Origin of the sequence: Acinetobacter portensis (assembly GCF_023158935.1) — a bacterium.
Taxonomy (GTDB): Bacteria; Pseudomonadota; Gammaproteobacteria; order Pseudomonadales; family Moraxellaceae; genus Acinetobacter; species Acinetobacter faecalis.
Map to the genome: position 1 here is coordinate 1,921,319 of NZ_CP096120.1, position 18,122 is coordinate 1,939,440.

17 protein-coding genes and 2 pseudogenes are annotated in these 18,122 nt (G+C 43.8%); 9 read left to right on the top strand and 10 right to left on the bottom strand.

Translation table 11 applies throughout. The features are described from left to right. The first annotated feature begins 87 nt into the window (after nucleotides 1–87). The 4 genes from minC to MZO21_RS09655 all read left to right on the top strand — a co-directional run bounded on the left by minC (nucleotide 88) and on the right by MZO21_RS09655 (nucleotide 2,371). Complete coding sequence (minC, locus tag MZO21_RS09640; protein ID WP_154772381.1) at nucleotides 88–801, top strand: septum site-determining protein MinC; 714 nt, start codon at nucleotides 88–90, stop codon at nucleotides 799–801. 67 nt (nucleotides 802–868) lie between these two features. Continuing rightward, nucleotides 869–1,681, top strand: a complete 813-nt coding sequence (gene minD, locus MZO21_RS09645; RefSeq protein ID WP_171501238.1) for a septum site-determining protein MinD — start codon at nucleotides 869–871, stop codon at nucleotides 1,679–1,681. A 1-nt stretch (nucleotide 1,682) separates the two neighbouring features. Continuing rightward, nucleotides 1,683–1,955, top strand: coding sequence for a cell division topological specificity factor MinE (minE, locus tag MZO21_RS09650; protein ID WP_154772380.1), 273 nt, complete (start codon nucleotides 1,683–1,685; stop codon nucleotides 1,953–1,955). 128 nt (nucleotides 1,956–2,083) lie between these two features. Beyond that, complete coding sequence (locus MZO21_RS09655; protein ID WP_154772379.1) at nucleotides 2,084–2,371, top strand: PA4642 family protein; 288 nt, start codon at nucleotides 2,084–2,086, stop codon at nucleotides 2,369–2,371. Nucleotides 2,372–2,436: 65 nt separating this feature from the next. On the opposite strand, the gene MZO21_RS09660 is transcribed toward MZO21_RS09655, so the two are convergent. Both MZO21_RS09660 and MZO21_RS09665 read right to left on the bottom strand, forming a co-directional pair. After that, the gene (locus MZO21_RS09660; protein ID WP_154772378.1) at nucleotides 2,437–3,060 is read right to left on the bottom strand and encodes a LysE family transporter; all 624 of its coding nucleotides are present in this window, start codon (nucleotides 3,058–3,060) and stop codon (nucleotides 2,437–2,439) included. Nucleotides 3,061–3,154: 94 nt separating this feature from the next. Beyond that, nucleotides 3,155–6,301 carry a DNA translocase FtsK gene (locus MZO21_RS09665; RefSeq protein WP_248103099.1) on the bottom strand — a complete coding sequence of 1,049 codons (3,147 nt, stop codon included), beginning with the start codon at nucleotides 6,299–6,301 and terminating at the stop codon, nucleotides 3,155–3,157. 251 nt (nucleotides 6,302–6,552) lie between these two features. Between MZO21_RS09665 and trxB the strand changes: the two genes are divergently transcribed. Together trxB and MZO21_RS09675 are read left to right on the top strand one after the other, a co-directional pair. Further along, nucleotides 6,553–7,506, top strand: a complete 954-nt coding sequence (trxB, locus tag MZO21_RS09670) for a thioredoxin-disulfide reductase (RefSeq protein WP_154772376.1) — start codon at nucleotides 6,553–6,555, stop codon at nucleotides 7,504–7,506. 95 nt (nucleotides 7,507–7,601) lie between these two features. Further along, nucleotides 7,602–8,277, top strand: a pseudogene (locus MZO21_RS09675) (methyltransferase regulatory domain-containing protein); the annotation flags it as partial. Nucleotides 8,278–8,296: 19 nt separating this feature from the next. Here the strand turns inward: MZO21_RS09675 and MZO21_RS09680 are convergent. Beyond that, nucleotides 8,297–9,387, bottom strand: a protein-coding gene (locus tag MZO21_RS09680; RefSeq protein ID WP_085940648.1) for an IS4-like element ISAba1 family transposase whose coding sequence is annotated in 2 segments (ribosomal slippage) — nucleotides 8,297–8,847 and nucleotides 8,847–9,387 — 1,092 coding nt in all. Because the reading frame shifts where the segments join, the coding sequence is not laid out codon by codon here. An 89-nt stretch (nucleotides 9,388–9,476) separates the two neighbouring features. Here MZO21_RS09680 and sul2 point away from each other — a divergent pair. Both sul2 and MZO21_RS09690 read left to right on the top strand, forming a co-directional pair. Beyond that, the gene (sul2, locus tag MZO21_RS09685; protein WP_001043260.1) at nucleotides 9,477–10,292 is read left to right on the top strand and encodes a sulfonamide-resistant dihydropteroate synthase Sul2; all 816 of its coding nucleotides are present in this window, start codon (nucleotides 9,477–9,479) and stop codon (nucleotides 10,290–10,292) included. A gap of 86 nt (nucleotides 10,293–10,378) precedes the next feature. Continuing rightward, nucleotides 10,379–10,681 (top strand): phosphoglucosamine mutase, encoded by a 303-nt coding sequence (locus MZO21_RS09690; protein WP_000251875.1) that lies wholly within the window; start codon nucleotides 10,379–10,381, stop codon nucleotides 10,679–10,681. Between the two features lie 175 nt (nucleotides 10,682–10,856). On the opposite strand, the gene MZO21_RS09695 is transcribed toward MZO21_RS09690, so the two are convergent. The 6 genes and pseudogenes from MZO21_RS09695 to MZO21_RS09720 form a co-directional block, all read right to left on the bottom strand. Then, nucleotides 10,857–12,350 carry an IS91-like element ISCR2 family transposase gene (locus MZO21_RS09695; protein ID WP_001120888.1) on the bottom strand — a complete coding sequence of 498 codons (1,494 nt, stop codon included), beginning with the start codon at nucleotides 12,348–12,350 and terminating at the stop codon, nucleotides 10,857–10,859. A gap of 210 nt (nucleotides 12,351–12,560) precedes the next feature. Continuing rightward, entirely contained in the window at nucleotides 12,561–12,785 is a 225-nt protein-coding gene (locus tag MZO21_RS09700; protein ID WP_000743213.1) for a hypothetical protein, read from the bottom strand. Continuing rightward, nucleotides 12,782–13,519, bottom strand: a complete 738-nt coding sequence (locus MZO21_RS09705; RefSeq protein WP_001366550.1) for a recombinase family protein — start codon at nucleotides 13,517–13,519, stop codon at nucleotides 12,782–12,784. The genes MZO21_RS09700 and MZO21_RS09705 overlap by 4 nt, the downstream gene beginning before the upstream one ends. A gap of 148 nt (nucleotides 13,520–13,667) precedes the next feature. Then, complete coding sequence (locus tag MZO21_RS09710) at nucleotides 13,668–14,834, bottom strand: tetracycline-inactivating monooxygenase Tet(X3) (protein WP_024160783.1); 1,167 nt, start codon at nucleotides 14,832–14,834, stop codon at nucleotides 13,668–13,670. Between the two features lie 189 nt (nucleotides 14,835–15,023). Then, the gene (locus tag MZO21_RS09715) at nucleotides 15,024–15,731 is read right to left on the bottom strand and encodes a tyrosine-type recombinase/integrase (RefSeq protein WP_160241743.1); all 708 of its coding nucleotides are present in this window, start codon (nucleotides 15,729–15,731) and stop codon (nucleotides 15,024–15,026) included. A gap of 242 nt (nucleotides 15,732–15,973) precedes the next feature. Then, nucleotides 15,974–16,804 (bottom strand): annotated as a pseudogene (locus MZO21_RS09720) (IS91-like element ISCR2 family transposase); the annotation flags it as partial. A gap of 63 nt (nucleotides 16,805–16,867) precedes the next feature. Here MZO21_RS09720 and MZO21_RS09725 point away from each other — a divergent pair. Next, on the top strand, nucleotides 16,868–17,572 hold the full coding sequence (locus MZO21_RS09725) for an IS6-like element IS1006 family transposase (RefSeq protein WP_001067784.1): 705 nt from the start codon (nucleotides 16,868–16,870) through the stop codon (nucleotides 17,570–17,572). An 84-nt stretch (nucleotides 17,573–17,656) separates the two neighbouring features. On the opposite strand, the gene MZO21_RS09730 is transcribed toward MZO21_RS09725, so the two are convergent. After that, complete coding sequence (locus MZO21_RS09730; protein WP_000030933.1) at nucleotides 17,657–18,094, bottom strand: hypothetical protein; 438 nt, start codon at nucleotides 18,092–18,094, stop codon at nucleotides 17,657–17,659. Nucleotides 18,095–18,122 lie beyond the last annotated feature (28 nt).

Here is an 18,122-nt window from a genome sequence, read left to right on the forward strand (position 1 = left end):
AGAAATCATTAAAATTGTTCTAGCATTTGCTCCACAAACAAATGTGCTTCGCCCCCAAATAAAGGTCAGAAGATTTAAGGAAAAAATATGGCTGAAATACGGATAAAAGGCAGAATGGTCAATGCAATTCGCATTAGCCTAGACACCAATGATCATGATGCTATCCGCAAGCAACTATCTCCAATGCTTGAAAAAACAGCACCTCAAGGTACTCTGGCTGTTATTGAAAGCTCAGTTGACCAAGAACTCATTGCGCTTATTCAATTATTAATAGACCTAGATTTACAACCAATGGCTGTAACAGAAGGTCCTTTAGCAGAACAAGCTCGTGCAATTCAGTTCCCTGTTATTCCGCCAGACCGCCAAATGCAACAAGTTAAAGCAACAAAAGAACAAGTAGTTGAAGTAAAAGTAGATACTCCACCCGATCAAGTTCAAGAAGTTGCAATACTACCGACTGTTAAGCATATAACGTCATACCATGATGAAATTTTACGTACAGGTCAAAGCCTTGTACAAAATGATGGTGATATCATTCTAAATAGTGGCATTAATAGCGGTTCTGAAGTAATTGCTTCAGGAAATGTACATATTTATGGTAGCGTCCGTGGTAGAGTTATCGCAGGTGCAGGTGGAAACCATGCAGCGCGTATTTTTTGTCACTCACTAGAAGCTGAACTAGTCTCTATTGCAGGAACATATTGTGTTGCAGACGACATTCCACAACATGTGCTAAAAAAAGCAGTTCATATATATTTAAATGATAATCAAGAGCTCGTATTTGACGCCTTGCAATTTTAATGTATAAATAAACACCAAAAAGCCCCAAACAATAGGGGAATTTGAAACCATTACAGGAGTGGATTCGGTGGCGAAAATTGTTGTCGTAACATCAGGCAAAGGTGGCGTAGGTAAAACTACAACTAGCGCATCATTTGCAACAGGCTTAGCTCAACGTGGCCACAAAACAGTTGTTATCGATTTTGACGTAGGTTTACGTAACCTAGATTTAATTATGGGGTGTGAACGTCGTGTAGTTTACGATTTCGTAAACGTATTAAATAACGAAGCTCGCCTACAACAAGCGCTTATTAAAGATAAAGACCTCGAGAATCTATTTATTTTACCCGCGTCACAAACACGTGATAAAGATGCCTTAACAGATGAAGGCGTTGCACGTGTAATGGATGAACTTTCACAAGAATTTGACTACATTATTTGTGATTCACCGGCAGGTATTGAACGTGGTGCAATCTTAGCGATGTATCATGCAGATGAAGCAATTATTGTAACGAATCCAGAAATTTCGTCTGTTCGCGACTCAGATCGTATTATTGGTATGCTTGATAGCAAAACCAAGAAAGTAGAACAAAACGAAGGGCGTATTCGTAAACATTTATGTATTACACGTTTCAATCCTGAACGTGCAGACAAGCAAGAAATGTTAACAATTGACGATATCTCTAAAGATATTTTACGTATTCCAACACTTGGTGTAATTCCTGAGTGTAAAAGTGTCTTACAAGCATCTAACGAAGGTAAGCCTGTAATCTTATTTACAGAAGATGCTGCTGGGCAAGCTTACGATGATTTAGTTGCACGCTTCCTTGGTGAAGATCGCCCTTACCGTCACATTACGGTTAAGCCTAAAGGTTGGTTAGCACGTTTATTTGGAGCATAAGATGGCTGGATTCTGGAGTAAGTTATTTAGTAGCGAAGAAAAACCATCTAGCGCTCAATTGGCGAAAGATCGTTTAAAAGTTATCGTTGCATCTGAACAAGGTCTTGGAAAACGTTTAAGCCAAGACAAAATTGATCAAATGAAAAAAGAAATCATGCAAGTGGTTAACCGCTATGTACGTGGTGTAGATGAACAACACATTCAAATGTCTGTGCGTTCTGAAGCAAATATTGAAATGCTTGAAATGAATATCAATTTACCTGAAGAGCGTTAATTTTATTTTTGATTAGTCAAGCAAATTGAATCAGGGCAAAATATGAGATAGTTCAGGAAATAATAAATTCCACTATCGGAAAATATTTTGCCCTTTTTTATTGTTTAAAAGATTTCAAGGAGCTAGTAATGGCATTGTCTCAACCAGCAACGTTTAATGAAGAATGGTCAGATGAGCGTGTATTTGCCTATTTAACTCAGCTTCCTCCTGAAGGTGTAAATGCTGATTTTCACGTGTTATATCATGCATTCAAGCATATGCGTCCATTTGACTACACTCGCCTATTAACTCAATTTGTTGCAGATGGTCGTGACGTAAATGCTACGAATCCTGAAGGCCAGCGTATTCATGACATTATTGCTGAATACCCTCGCCAAAGTGCAGAATTCTTAGAAGTTTTGGCAAAATTTGCTTAAAGACTTTTAAATAAAAAAGACCGCTAATTGCGGTCTTTTTTATTTAACATTTAAAAACTTAAAATTTATTTAGTAAAAATTAGATAGCCACCAAATAGACTAAATAATCCACCAACTAAACCGTCAATCCATCTTGTCGATTTTTGATATGCATTTTTAAAGCTTGGTAATGAGAAAACAAATACCACGAACATGAACCAAACAAAACTTTCTAACGTCACAATAGCCAATAATAAAGTATGTGATTCATTCAACACAGGATTTGCTAAGAACATTGAAAATACACTACCAAAATAAATCACAGCTTTCGGATTTGCTAAATTAGTAAATAAGCCTTGCAAGAAAAATCTCAAATTACTCTGCGGCAACTCAATTTCTTTTAATGGTGACGCTTCATCTTTCTTAGAAAATGCAGATTTGAGTAATTGATAGCCTAACCAGCATAAATAAAGTCCACCCAATACCAATAAAACTTTATGTAACCAAACAAACTTTTCAAGAATATAGTTAAGCCCCAACAAAGCAAATAGTGCCCATAAGAAAATGGCACATGTAATACCTAACACGACAAAAATAGCCTGCTTACGTGAACGACTCACAGCTGTTTGAGAGACAATAAAAAAATCTGGACCAGGACTAACCAAAGCACATAAATGAATAAAAAATAACGTCAATAAAGCCCACAACATTTTATATACTCACAATAAAAAAGCAGTTTGGATGAACAAACTGCTTTTCGTTTATATTAAATTCAAAATTAAACGATTCAACTCAATAATAAAATTAGACCAAAATATCTCGCTTACCATTTGGCCCCATTGCACTCACAATACCACTTTCTTCCATTTGATCGATGATACGTGCAGCACGGTTATAACCAAGGCTAAATTTACGCTGTAACGACGATGTAGATGCTTTACGGGTTTCTAGTACAAATGAAACACATTGATCATATAAAGCATCTCGGTCTGAACCGCCTTCTCCATCTTCAAAACCACGCGATGTTGGTTCCTCATCATAAGGTGTCAAAATCTCATCAATATAGTTTGGATCGCCACGCTCACGCCATGCATCACAAATACGGTTGACTTCATCATCTGAAATAAATGCACCATGTACACGCTCAGGTTCAATTTTACCTGGCCCAAGGAACAACATATCACCATGACCAAGTAAGTCTTCTGCGCCACCACCATCTAAAATAGTACGTGAATCGAGCTTACTGTTTACACGCAATGCCGCACGTGTTGGAATATTGGCTTTAATTAGACCTGTAACAACATCAACAGTTGGACGCTGTGTCGCAAGTAATAAATGAATACCCGCAGCACGAGATTTTTGCGCCAAACGTGTAATCATTTCTTCTGCTTTCTTACCCACTTGCATGATCATGTCTGCAAATTCATCAGCAACAATTACAATTAAAGGCATTGGCTCTAATCGTGGTGCGCGATTTATTGTTGCAGTGTCATCTGGCTTCCACGTTGGATCAAGTAAATCTTCACCATTGGCAATGGCATCTTCAATTTTACTGTTAAAATCACTTAACTTACGTACTTTCATTAATGACATGAGCTTATAACGTCGCTCCATCTCATTTACACACCAATTCAATGCATTAACTGCATCTTTCATATCAGTTACAACAGGCGTTAACAAATGTGGAATATCATTGTAGTTCGCAAGTTCGAGCTGTTTAGGGTCGATCATAATTAAACGCAATTGTTCAGGCGTATATTTGAGTAACATCGACAATAACATTGCATTTACAGCAACTGACTTACCCGAACCTGTCGTACCTGCAACCAACATATGTGGTGCTTTCGCTAAATCTGCTAATACTGGATTACCCGAAATATCTTTACCCATTGCCATACTCAGCAATGCATTTGGATCTCTATAAGCAGGTGTTTCAAGCAATTCAATTAAACGCACCATTTCACGTGTGCTATTTGGTACCTCAATACCAATATACGGCTTGCCCGGAATAACTTCGACAACACGTACCGAAGCCATAGACATAGAACGTGCTAAATCTCGTGAAATATTCGTGACTTTAGATGCTTTCACGCCAGGTGCTAAATCTAGTTCAAAACGAGTAACTACTGGCCCTGGTTGAGCCTCTATCACTTTTGCTTTAACGTTAAATTCTTGAAGTTTAATTTCAAGTAATTCAGATAAACGCGCCAATTGCTCCGCAGTAAAGTTCACCTTTTTATTCGGATCAACTTTATCTAAAATTTCTAAGCCCGGAAGTGTTGGTAAATCACGACGTTTTGCTGCCACTTGCATTGCACGTGACATTGGTCGACCAAATGAATCTGTTAAAGGTGCATCTAAATCGAAGTCATCTTCTTTAAGTTCAGCCTCTTCAACAGCTACCCCACCTGTCGTACCCTGCCAAGCTTCACGGAATGCATCTTTATTAGTGCTAATTAACTCTTTTTCATCTTCAGATACCAGCGGTGCTGTTTGCTGTAAATCTGTCTGAATTTGAGCTTTTACAAATGGGCTAGATTGCGCATAACTACTTGTTGTCGTTGTAGATTGTACCGTCGGCTGAACTTCTTTTGTTTCGTCTAACAAGAAATCATCTAAACTATCAAAATCATCAAGTGCAATATGTGTAGTTGCTGCTGTAGAAACCACATTTGAAGCTGTTTGAGTCGCTAAAGATGCAACTGATGCTACAGGAGAACTTACATTTTCCTGAACAATAAAATCTGTACGATTGTCTACATATTTATCTGAATTATTATCTGCATGGCTATCCGCATGATTAAATGGCGTATGAACGTCTGTTGCAGTTTTAGCACTTGGAACAGCTGCTAATAACTCATCAAAAATTTCATCATCATCCCAATTAATATTTTGCATATTCGATGTAGATTGATACGCATCACCAGGTGTTGCTTGATGTGCTTGTGTTTCATAGCCTTGACGAATATCTTGCGATGCTTTTAACAGCTCATTAATATCATTTTTATGCTTTTGTTCTGAGTCATCATGAATCGCACGCCAAACTTCACCAGTTTCAACAACTTTAGGACTTTCTTGTTCTTGCTGATGAGCTTTTTCAAGTTCTCGTTCGAGTTCTAATTCGTCGTCTTTATCAAATTGAGAAGCATATTTTTGATTTTGTTGTTGTTCAAATCGAGATTGATCTTCTCGTTCTTCACGGTCAACCATATCTTCAAATAAGCGATTTGCAGCGGCATCATTCATTACGGTAGATGCAACAGCAATTGGAGCTACAGCAACATCTTCTTGAATTGGCGTTGGTGATGGAACTATATTTTGATTTTTTTCTTCATTTACTTGAATCGGTTTATGGCTGAAATTGGTTTCAGCTTCAGGTGCATTTCTATAGAACAAATCTTGCATATAAGCAGGAATTGCTTTTATTGTGCTCCATGTTTTATTCCATTTAACGCCAAATGCAAGTGTAAATAAAACAACCCAAAACACTATTAAAAACAAACTCGCACCATAAATGGTTAAAAGCGAAGAAAGGCTTTGACCTAATTCATAACCAATAATACCGCCAGATGCATTTTCAAGCGTATCTGCGGGTACATTCCAGAATAAGTACAAAATACTTGATGTCGATAAAATAATAAAAAATTGTGCAGCATAACGAAATGGCTTATTTAAAAAGCTTCGTGGCCACCACAATTGAATTGCCTCAATAAAAAAGTACAAAGGCACCAATAAACTTGCCCAGCCTAAAAAGCCGAACAACAAATCTGCAAGCCAAGCCCCAACCACACCACTTGCATTCGAAACGGTTTGCGTGTCGCTAGAAACATGCATCCAACCCGGATCAAACGGTGTATAAGTTACTGTTGCAAGGAACAGATAAATCCCAAATGAGATTAAAAATAATGTGATTATAAAGCGTTGTGCATATGCACTCGACACCGCTGTCATAGACTATCCTGTAACCAATTATTCATCGTATTTTTTTTCGCAGACCCAATTCAGATCTACAGATAATTAACTTTATATTATGCACCTGTTCATAAAAAAAAGATGCAAGATAATGTGAGTATGTGTTTAAGATGATTCTATATAGTTCAAATCGATTTATATGATCAATAATATCGACTTTAATCTCACACAACTGTTATACAGTTTCACGTATAATTTCACAAATTTCTAAATAAAAAAGGATGCAACAGATGAGCGCTCGTCACTCACGTTTGGTTATTCTTGGCTCTGGTCCTGCTGGATATAGCGCAGCAGTTTACGCAGCGCGTGCCAATCTTAAACCAACACTTATTGCTGGCTTACAACTTGGTGGTCAATTAACAACGACAACTGAAGTAGATAACTGGCCAGGTGGCGTTGAAGGCTTAACAGGCCCTGCCCTTATGGAGCAAATGCAAGCGCATGCTGAACGTTTTGGTACTGAAATTGTTTATGACCATATCAATGAAGTAGATTTAAGCGTACGTCCTTTTGTACTTAAAGGTGATATGGAAGAGTTCACATGTGATGCGCTTATCATCTGTACAGGTGCTACAGCACAATATTTAGGTCTTGAATCTGAAGCGAAATTCATGGGTCAAGGTGTAAGTGCTTGCGCAACTTGTGATGGTTTCTTCTACAAAAACCAAAAAGTAATGGTTGTGGGCGGTGGTAATACTGCTGTTGAAGAGGCACTTTACCTTTCAAACATTGCATCTCATGTAACACTAGTTCACCGTCGTGACACTTTACGTTCAGAGAAAATTCTACAAGATCATCTTTTTGCAAAAGAAAAAGAAGGCAAAATTAGCATCATTTGGAATCACCAAGTTGAAGAAGTAATTGGCGACAACACAGGTGTAACGACTGTACGTCTTCGATCTACAAAAGATGAATCAACTCAAGATGTAGATGTAACAGGTCTTTTTGTTGCAATTGGTCATAAGCCAAATAGCGAAATGTTTGATGGTCAATTACAACTTCGTGATGGTTACATTCAAGTGCAAAGCGGTACAGCAGGTAATGCAACTCAAACTTCAATTCCTGGTGTATTTGCAGCAGGTGATATTGCAGATAGCATTTACCGCCAAGCAATTACATCAGCGGGTTCAGGTTGTATGGCTGCGCTAGATGCAGAGAAATACCTCGATGCATTAGGTGAATAATCAATTAATTCAGAAATTTAACCACCTTAGGGTGGTTTTATTTTATTCAAAATTCCACTATAACTCTTAAAATAAAATAGTATAAGAGAAATATAATGGCAAAAAATTGGACAAACGGATATTAAACAAAAGTAAATTACACATATGGTTATTACAAAGAGTTAAGCTCAAACTATCAAATTTTTTGTTTACTACTTAGTGGTATAGACACGCAAGATAACACTCAAGAGTAAAATCACTGTGAATTAGGTTTTGGGCAAGGTGTAAGTTTAAATGTACATACTGCATCAAATTTAGGGACCTTTTACGGTACAGACTTTAATCCTGCACATGCAGCACATGCCAATATTCTTGCTGAAAAAGCAAAAACAAATCATTATTTTTATGATGCTAGTTTTTTAGTTACAATTGCTTAACTGGCTGGGCTGCAAATATGCCTATTCGTGAACTATTCCATAGCCATTTTAAATTTAATAGTAAAAGTCATAATCCAGTTCAAAAAGTTAAAGACTCATTAGATTTTAGCGAAGCATTACTTCTTCAAGAGCCAACATTCGCAACTAGAAATCCAAATGCATTACAAAAAGTTCAAGAACTAAAAAAACAGAATCCAAATTATTTAATTCACGAATATTTAAACCAAGATTGGCAGTGTTTTTCTTTTCAGCAAGTCATTAAAACTTTAGAAGATATTAAATTATCCTATGCAAGTCCTAGCGACCTGAATGTGCATTTAGACAATATTAATTTTGTGAACAACATCAAAATTTTACTCTGTACACGACAAATTTCACAGAACCCTTATCCTATCAGGATTCTGCTTTCTTAAAATTGCCAAAATTTCCTTAAACTCTTCTTTTTTCCCAAAACCAATTAAACGCTGAATCGCCATTTGAACATAGTCTAAACCATAGCGAAATAAACTCATTGAGAGTCGTCCATGCTTCTTTATTTTTATCGCTTTTTTTTGATTATGTTGCCATTCACCCGTTAAGTAACACCAACAGAAGCTTATAGCTAACACCGCAATCAATTTTTTCACTCGTCTAGGGTCTGTCAAGCGCGTATTTTCAAGATTAAACCCGCGTCCTTTGAGACAACTGAATAAGGTTTCAATTTCCCAGCGTAATGCATAATCCTGAATAGCATTGGCATTAAACTGAGGAGAAACGACGAGTAAAAGCTCTCCATTTTCTAACTGTAGTGCACTTATATATAGTTTCACCCGACCAACCAAAATCCGTCGTTTACGACATTCAATTTGACCAACTTTAAGATGGCGAAATAAATCACTAATTTTATGATTCTTTCCTAAATGATTGGTGACAATGAAGTTTTTTTAACACGAATGCAGAAGTTGATGTCTTGTTCAATTAACCATGTAAACCACTGCTCACCGATAAACTCTCTGTCTGCGAACACATTCACAATACGGTCTTTACCAAAAATGGCTATAAAGCGTTGAATCAAAGCAATACGCTCTTTCGTATCTGAATTTCCACGTTTATTAAGCAATGTCCAAAGGATAGGTATCGCTATTCCACGATAAACGATTGCGAGCATCAGGATATTAATATTTCGTTTTCCCCATTTCCAATTGGTTCTATCTAAAGTCAGTTGCACTTGGTCGAATGAAAACATATTGAAAATCAACTGAGAAATTTGACGATAATCAAAATACTGACCTGCAAAGAAGCGCTGCATACGTCGATAAAATGATTGTGGTAAACACTTGATGGGCAAGGCTTTAGATGCAGAAGAAAGATTACATGTTTGCTTTAAAATAATCACAAGCATGATGAGCGCAAAGCACTTTAAATGTGACTTGTTCCATTTTAGAGATTTGTTTAAGATAAGATATAACTCATTGAGATGTGTCATAGTATTCGTCGTTAGAAAACAATTATTGTGACATTATTTCAATGAGTTATCTATTTTTGTCGTGTACAGAGATTATTATAGAAGCCCCCATGAATAAATCGCTCATCATTTTCGGCATCGTCAACATAACCTCGGACAGTTTCTCCGATGGAGGCCGGTATCTGGCGCCAGACGCAGCCATTGCGCAGGCGCGTAAGCTGATGGCCGAGGGGGCAGATGTGATCGACCTCGGTCCGGCATCCAGCAATCCCGACGCCGCGCCTGTTTCGTCCGACACAGAAATCGCGCGTATCGCGCCGGTGCTGGACGCGCTCAAGGCAGATGGCATTCCCGTCTCGCTCGACAGTTATCAACCCGCGACGCAAGCCTATGCCTTGTCGCGTGGTGTGGCCTATCTCAATGATATTCGCGGTTTTCCAGACGCTGCGTTCTATCCGCAATTGGCGAAATCATCTGCCAAACTCGTCGTTATGCATTCGGTGCAAGACGGGCAGGCAGATCGGCGCGAGGCACCCGCTGGCGACATCATGGATCACATTGCGGCGTTCTTTGACGCGCGCATCGCGGCGCTGACGGGTGCCGGTATCAAACGCAACCGCCTTGTCCTTGATCCCGGCATGGGGTTTTTTCTGGGGGCTGCTCCCGAAACCTCGCTCTCGGTGCTGGCGCGGTTCGATGAATTGCGGCTGCGCTTCGATTTGCCGGTGCTTCTGTCTGTTTCGCGCAAATCCTTTCTGCGCGCGCTCACAGGCCGTGGTCCGGGGGATGTCGGGGCCGCGACACTCGCTGCAGAGCTTGCCGCCGCCGCAGGTGGAGCTGACTTCATCCGCACACACGAGCCGCGCCCCTTGCGCGACGGGCTGGCGGTATTGGCGGCGCTGAAAGAAACCGCAAGAATTCGTTAACTGCACATTCGGGATATTTCTCTATATTCGCGGTTCAGCAGGCATGTCCCCTTTGAGGGCGACCCGACGACAGGATAATCGACCTTATGGTGCGCAAATATTTCGGCACAGACGGTATTCGTGGCAAAGCCAACGAAGGCGCGATGACGGCGGAAACCGCCTTGCGCGTCGGCATGGCGGCTGGCCGTGTCTTTCGTCGCGGTGACCACCGCCATCGTGTCGTGATCGGCAAGGATACGCGCCTGTCGGGCTATATGCTTGAACCCGCGCTCACAGCCGGTTTCACCTCGATGGGCATGGACGTATTCCTTTTTGGCCCGCTGCCGACAACGTATAGGAAGAATAAACGCCCTTTTCACCCAAGTCCAACAGCTTTGGACCGCAGTTGACTCTTTCGACACCCCTGCGATGCAACCCAATCCGGCTGACGGGGAGCCAGCAACGCTGAAAATTTACCCTCCTCTTTCCCACTAGCGGCTCCTTTTCCGACAACCAGCACGGCGGATCCCTGCCGCGGCGCTGTGAACGCAGCATTTTGATTGGTATCGTTGGCCTTCAGGCTCGTCAGTCAAACAGACCCAGGAGCAGCTCAGCCGGTGGCGCCCGGCTTTCGGGTAACGCCCTGGTCCCGCTGGTTTCGGCTTTGTGCTTCAGGTGATCAAGGATCTGCTTGATCACTATAGGGTCTTCAATGCAGGCGATGACTTTCATGGCGCCGCCGCAGCCGCTGCAGGTCTCGATGTCGATATTGAAAACACGCTTGAGCCGTTGCGCCCATGTCATCGACGCTCGCCGTTGTGCTGGTGTTGCCGGTTCATCAGCCACCCTGACCTTGTTGCCCCTGCCCCGTTTTGCCGGCGTGACCAACGCCCGGTGCCGACTGTTGGGTGCGAACACCCCGTGGAAGCGGGTTAGGTTGACTCTGGGCTTCGGTACCAGGGCGGCCAGCCTTGCAATGAAATCCAATGGTTCGAAAATGACGTGCGTGGTGCCGTCCCGGTACGGCGTCTTGAGCTGGTAGCGCACGTTGCCGCCTCGTGTTAACGACAGCCGCTTCTCGGATACCGCCGGGCGGCTGATGTACCGGCACAGCCGTTCGAGCTTCTTGCGTTCATCGGCCCTGGCCGCCACGCCGGCGTGCAGGCTGGACCCGGCTACCTTGCCAATCCCGTCACCGAACGGATCACCACTGGTCGGCAGAGTTTGCAAAGTGAACACCTTTCGCCCCGCCTGTGAACCGACAGCGATACGGTAAGTGATCGAGTGCCCCAGCAGGGGTGTCATCGGGTCGTCATCCACCGCATCCGAGGCCAGATAGCTGTTTTCGACATCCCGTTCCAGCAGGCCTTGCCGTTCCAGATAGCGACCCACCCGGTGGGCGATGGTGTGCGTCAGCTGGGTGAGCTCTGGGCTGGTCGGCGCCTTGACCCAGCGGAAACGCGCTGAGCCGTGGGATTGCTCGACATACACACCGTCGAGAAACAGCATGTGGAAGTGAACATTCAGATTGAGCGCCGATCCAAAACGCTGGATCAGGGTGACCGCGCCCGTCTTGGCCACTTGGTGGGTATGGCCCGCTTTCTTGACCAGGTGCGTGGCAATGACGCGGTAAACGATGCCCAGCACCCACCCCATGATCTCGGGCCGGCTGGCAAACAGGAAACGCAGCTGAAACGGGAAGCTCAACACCCACTGACGCATGGGTTGTTCAGGCAGTACTTCATCAACCAGCAAGGCGGCACTTTCGGCCATCCGCCGCGCCCCACAGCTCGGGCAGAAACCGCGACGCTTACAGCTGAAAGCGACCAGGTGCTCGGCGTGGCAAGACTCGCAGCGAACCCGTAGAAAGCCATGCTCCAGCCGCCCGCATTGGAGAAATTCTTCAAATTCCCGTTGCACATAGCCCGGCAATTCCTTTCCCTGCTCTGCCATAAGCGCAGCGAATGCCGGGTAATACTCGTCAACGATCTGATAGAGAAGGGTTTGCTCGGGTCGGTGGCTCTGGTAACGACCAGTATCCCGATCCCGGCTGGCCGTCCTGGCCGCCACATGAGGCATGTTCCGCGTCCTTGCAATACTGTGTTTACATACAGTCTATCGCTTAGCGGAAAGTTCTTTTACCCTCAGCCGAAATGCCTGCCGTTGCTAGACATTGCCAGCCAGTGCCCGTCACTCCCACTCGATTGTAAACAAGCACACAAAACCCTTTAGTGACAACAATTTGCAAGAACTATCAGGCTCAGTGCCATGAAAAATACCATGACCAGATCATGAGGTTGAACACGGCTTGCGCCGGCAGCGTTCACGCTCCTGGTCGGCGATCTCGCCCGGCTGCAATGCTAGCTCAGCATCGGTCATGCGCTCCAGCACGTCGCGTAGGCGGATGGTGCAAGGAATGGGCGGCAGCTCGAACTCATAGCCGCCGGCGATCATTTCGGCCGCAATCTCCTCGGTGATGAAAAACGGCTCGTCGTCTTGGTTCGGCTTCTTCATGCCCTTTCCTCCTGGCGCTCATCCTGGCCGACAGCGGCCAGGGCATCGGCTTCCGTCAATGCGTCCTCCACGAACGCGCCGTGCTGCTTCGCTTCGGCCTGGCTGACCTCGGCCCATATCCGTTTCACCTGGGCCGCACTGTACCCGGCCAGCTCGGCGGTCTTGTTGATGCTGTAGCCGGACTTGCGCAGCGCGACAACTTGGGCGCGGCGCTTCGGATCAGCACGGCGGCCCTTGTACCGCCCGGCCTGGCGGGCCAACTCAATGCCTTGGCGCTGGCGTTCGCGCCTGTCCTCGTAGTCGTCGCGGGCCATCTGCAAGGCCAGGCGAAAAAGCATGATCTGCACGGCTTCCAGCACGATCTTGGCGACGCCCTGGGCCTCGGCCGCCAGGTCGGATAGATCGACCACGCCAGGGACGGCCAGGCGTGCGCCTTTGGCCTGTATCGAGGCCACCAGGCGCTCGGCCTCGGGCAAAGGTAGGCGGCTGATGCGGTCGATCTTCTCGGCAATGACCACCTCGCCGGGCTGTAGGTCGCCGATCATGCGCAGCAGCTCAGGCCGGTCGGCGCGTGCGCCGGATGCCTTCTCACGGTAGATGCCGGCGACGTAGTAGCCGGCGGCCTTCGCGGCCGTAGTGATCGCCTCTTGGCGTTCCAAGTCCTGCGCGTCGGTGCTGACGCGCAGATAGACCCGCGCCACCATCGGCGCGGCTACTGGCTTCGTCCTGCGCATACTTGCGGGCTCCTTTGGGCATACTCAAATGCACCCATCTTAAACTGGCAGCTAATGTACAAAAGTTGATAGAAGCACACAAGTTCAATTTTGCACTTCTGCCCCACTATTGCAAAACTGCTTGTTAGTAGCCGTTTTTTCTTACTGTTTATAGATTCAATAATTTTTGAAACGAAAAATTGGGACTAAACATTTCGGTTTCGTTTTCTGTCGATTCGTCCTGCGTATCTTTTGCATAAACAAACATTTGTTGTTCGTAGTTTTCGATGGCATTTTCAATACTTGTAAATTCTCCGTTTGTAAGGTTTTCAGACAATATCAAAGCATCCAATAATCCCGTATTTACACCCTGTCCTGCAAAAGGCGACATCAAATGAGCAGCATCGCCAATCATTGTTATGGGTAATGGACGGTTACTTTTCCAATCATTGTTCAAAGGAAATTTCCTTGTGGGCAAGCATTGAAATGTTGATACCGAACGTATTAATTGTTTGTAAACTTCACTCCATTTGGAAAATCTTTTCAATAAAAAATCGGCAACGCTGTTTCTGTCCTGAAAATCTAAGGGAATTTTATTTTTCCATTCATCGGGCGTTTTAAAACTAATTCCTAAATACAATGCACCATTATTATTGGGATTGGCAAACAATAAAATGCCCTGATGTCCCGCCATTAATCGGTTGCCGTTGCATAGCTGAAAAAATCCGGGACAGTTTATTTCCGGTTGAAGAATATCAGCTTGGATGTTGAAAGTACCGGTTTCTTCAACTTGCGTGTCGGTAACAAAGCTCCTTATTTTCGACATTCCACCATTGGCAAGAATAACCAAATCTGCTGTTTCACTCGGTTTATTCTCAAAAGTTAGTGTCCACTTCTTCTTACCAGGTTCAAGCATAACAAGTTTTCTATCCCAAATAACCGTGTCGTTTTCTAAACTATTCAACAAGATAGCCCTTAAGTCATTTCTGTTTATTTCAGGATTGTCAAATCGATTTTCGGGCTTTACATTTTTTGTGGATAAAATATTGCCTTTTTCATCAGCAATATTTACACCCATTGGTAAGGCTAAGTCATAATAAGTTTGTAACAATCCCGCTTTTTTCATTGCTTCCTGACCTGAACCTTTGTGTAGGTCAAGGGTTCCACCAAAAATTCTTGCCTCTCGGTCGTTGTCTCTTTCGTAAACTGAAACGTCTATGCCGTTTTGCTGTAATAATTTTGCCATAGTCAGTCCAACGGGTCCACCACCAATTATTGCAACGTTCTTATCACTAAGTAAATTCATTTGTTTGTCTGTATCTATTCGCATTGTCATTCAAAAATGGCACATAACAAGTGGCTATACGCCAAATGGCGTATATATCCACTATATCTTATTTTGCTAAACCTTTCATTATCAGTGACAAATCCGTTTTCAACCGTTTACCGTTCGTTTCTACTCTCTCAAAAGGATTTATATTCATAGTGCTTTTTGTTAAGTTTTGCTCAAATATACAAATCCTTTCTATATATCTAACAAATCCATCGGACTTTTTAATTGTTCCATTCCCTTGGTGGTAATATGTGTATAAACCTCAGTTGTTTTACTGCTTGAATGACCTAACAACGATTGAATATAACGTAAACTCGTACCATTCTCAAGCAAATGCGTTGCAAAGCTATGTCGTAAGGTATGTACAGTAACTTCCTTTTGAATCTTTGCTTTTAAAACAGCTGCTTTAAAAATGTTTTGAATACTTCGGCTTGAGTATGCGCCACCTTTTTGACCTTCAAATAAATAATCTTTTGGTTTATATTCCATAAAGTATGTTCTTAAAATAATTAATGTTTTCTCAGATAAAATGGTATAACGACCTCTTTTTCCTTTTGACTGTTCTATACGAATTTGCATGCGCTTGGAGTCAATGTCTTTTATTTTCAGGTTTATACATTCAGAAATGCGCAAACCTGCCGAATAAATAGTCATCAGAATAGCCTTGTGTTTCACGTTTTCAATAGCGCGTAGTACCCGAATGGTTTCTTCTTCACTCATCACAACAGGAAGTGTTTTTTCTTTTTTTGGTCTTTCGATGAAATATGTTTTCCGTTGTCCACCCAAAACACGTTCGTAATAAAACTTAATCGCATTGATTGCCTGGTTTTGATAAGATATTGAAACTTTTCGCTCCATAACCAAATGTCGGAGAAATGATTGTATATGTCCTTCATTCAATCGATCGACGTATAGGAAGAATAAACGCCCTTTTCACCCAAGTCCAACAGCTTTGGACCGCAGTTGACTCTTTCGACACCCCTGCGATGCAACCCAATCCGGCTGACGGGGAGCCAGCAACGCTGAAAATTTACCCTCCTCTTTCCCACTAGCGGCTCCTTTTCCGACAACCAGCACGGCGGATCCCTGCCGCGGCGCTGTGAACGCAGCATTTTGATTGGTATCGTTGGCCTTCAGGCTCGTCAGTCAAACAGACCCAGGAGCAGCTCAGCCGGTGGCGCCCGGCTTTCGGGTAACGCCCTGGTCCCGCTGGTTTCGGCTTTGTGCTTCAGGTGATCAAGGATCTGCTTGATCACTATAGGGTCTTCAATGCAGGCGATGACTTTCATGGCGCCGCCGCAGCCGCTGCAGGTCTCGATGTCGATATTGAAAACACGCTTGAGCCGTTGCGCCCATGTCATCGACGCTCGCCGTTGTGCTGGTGTTGCCGGTTCATCAGCCACCCTGACCTTGTTGCCCCTGCCCCGTTTTGCCGGCGTGACCAACGCCCGGTGCCGACTGTTGGGTGCGAACACCCCGTGGAAGCGGGTTAGGTTGACTCTGGGCTTCGGTACCAGGGCGGCCAGCCTTGCAATGAAATCCAATGGTTCGAAAATGACGTGCGTGGTGCCGTCCCGGTACGGCGTCTTGAGCTGGTAGCGCACGTTGCCGCCTCGTGTTAACGACAGCCGCTTCTCGGATACCGCCGGGCGGCTGATGTACCGGCACAGCCGTTCGAGCTTCTTGCGTTCATCGGCCCTGGCCGCCACGCCGGCGTGCAGGCTGGACCCGGCTACCTTGCCAATCCCGTCACCGAACGGATCACCACTGGTCGGCAGAGTTTGCAAAGTGAACACCTTTCGCCCCGCCTGTGAACCGACAGCGATACGGTAAGTGATCGAGTGCCCCAGCAGGGGTGTCATCGGGTCGTCATCCACCGCATCCGAGGCCAGATAGCTGTTTTCGACATCCCGTTCCAGCAGGCCTTGCCGTTCCAGATAGCGACCCACCCGGTGGGCGATGGTGTGCGTCAGCGGCACTGTTGCAAATAACCACGAATGGTAAGCTGAAGACTGTTTTAGCTAAAGGTGCAGCATATGAATCCTTTCCATGGTCGGCATTTTCAGGGCGAAATCATTCTTTGGGCTGTGCGCTGGTATTGTAAATATGGCATTAGCTATCGTGAACTGCAGGAAATGCTGGCCGAACGGGGTGTGAATGTTGATCACACGACTATTTACCGTTGGGTTCAACGTTATGCTCCTGAAATAGAAAAACGTTTACGCTGGTATTGGCGTAATCCTACAGATCTGAGCTCGTGGCATATTGATGAAACCTATGTAAAAGTGAATGGACGATGGTCTTATCTGTATCGTGCAGTCGATCAACGTGGCGATACCATTGATTTTTATCTTTCTTCTAGACGTAATACCAAATCAGCATATTGTTTTCTTGGAAAAATTTTAAATAATGTGAAGAAGTGGCAAATTCCACAAGTGATCAACACGGATAAAGCACCCACATATGGACGTGCTTTATCACGGTTAAAACGGGAAGGTAAATGTCCACCAGACCTTGAGCACAGGCAGATTAAGTATAAAAATAACGTGATTGAATGTGATCATGGCAAGCTAAAGCGGATCATCAGGGCCACATTAGGATTCAAATCTATGAAGACGGCTTATGCCACAATTAAAGGTATTGAAGTCATGCGTGCACTACGTAAAGGACAAGCATCGTCATTTTATTATGGTCAGCCTCAGGGTGAAGTGTGTCTAATCAACAGGGTTTTCGGTCTCTAAGTACTTTTTAAAGGGAACATCATCGACTCAAATCTCTATTTGCAACAGTGCCAAAAAAACCAACTTCAAGTTGGTTTTTCTTTTTTAATCATCAGTGGCGACCTTAACACCATATCCAATTAAACCTGCAAGGCTAGCATAGGCTATTTTGGCATAAATCGAACCCCACCAGACCGTAATTTTACTGGCACCAAATTCCCGAACCGTTTGCCCCATAAAATTAGTGGTTTCATAGAAATTTTTAGCAGAATAACCTAACGCAATATGATCAAGGACAGGGAATAAACTAAAAGCTAAACCTACTGCTGCTGCGGGGAAAGTAAACTCTCTTGATAGACCGAATTTTCCAGTAATAAATACAAGCGATACCACGATAATTAATCTAATGATAGTCCATAGCATCACTGTGAAAGGCAAGTTAAAGATGCCTGCTCCCTGCCACGCAAGACCGCAAACAACTAACACGATAAAGCCTACAACTATCAGGAATAATACAAATTTATCATGATCATCTTTACTCATTAAAAAGTCTTTTATGGTTTGTTATTTT